At 35.1% G+C, this 276-nt stretch carries 1 protein-coding gene; it reads left to right on the top strand.

The annotated features are described in order from the left end of the window. A partial coding sequence (locus tag MKD49_RS26625) for a hypothetical protein (RefSeq protein ID WP_252697727.1) occupies positions 1–217 on the top strand: 217 nt, incomplete at its 5' end. Positions 218–276 lie beyond the last annotated feature (59 nt).

Raw genomic sequence — 276 nt, 5'->3', positions numbered from 1 at the left:
GGGGGGGGGGGGGGGGGGGGGGGGTGGGTTAGCGCAGGAGGATTGTTTTAAAAAAAAAAAAAGAGTTGAGAAAAAAATTAAAAAAAAAAATTTTTGGGTGGCGCGCCCGCTCGCAGAAAAAAAAAACAAACAAAACACTCCCCCCCCATTATCAAACCAACCCACAAAAAAAAAACCTCACACCACACCACCAACCAAAAAAAAAAAAACCATATAAATATTTTGTTTATTAAAAAAACATAAATGCAATATAACAAAATAAAAAAAAAAAAAAAA

This window comes from Herbaspirillum sp. WGmk3, assembly GCF_023952535.1.
In the GTDB taxonomy this organism is placed as follows: domain Bacteria; phylum Pseudomonadota; class Gammaproteobacteria; order Burkholderiales; family Burkholderiaceae_D; genus Herbaspirillum; species Herbaspirillum huttiense.
This window is presented reverse-complemented; position numbering and strand designations above follow the sequence as displayed.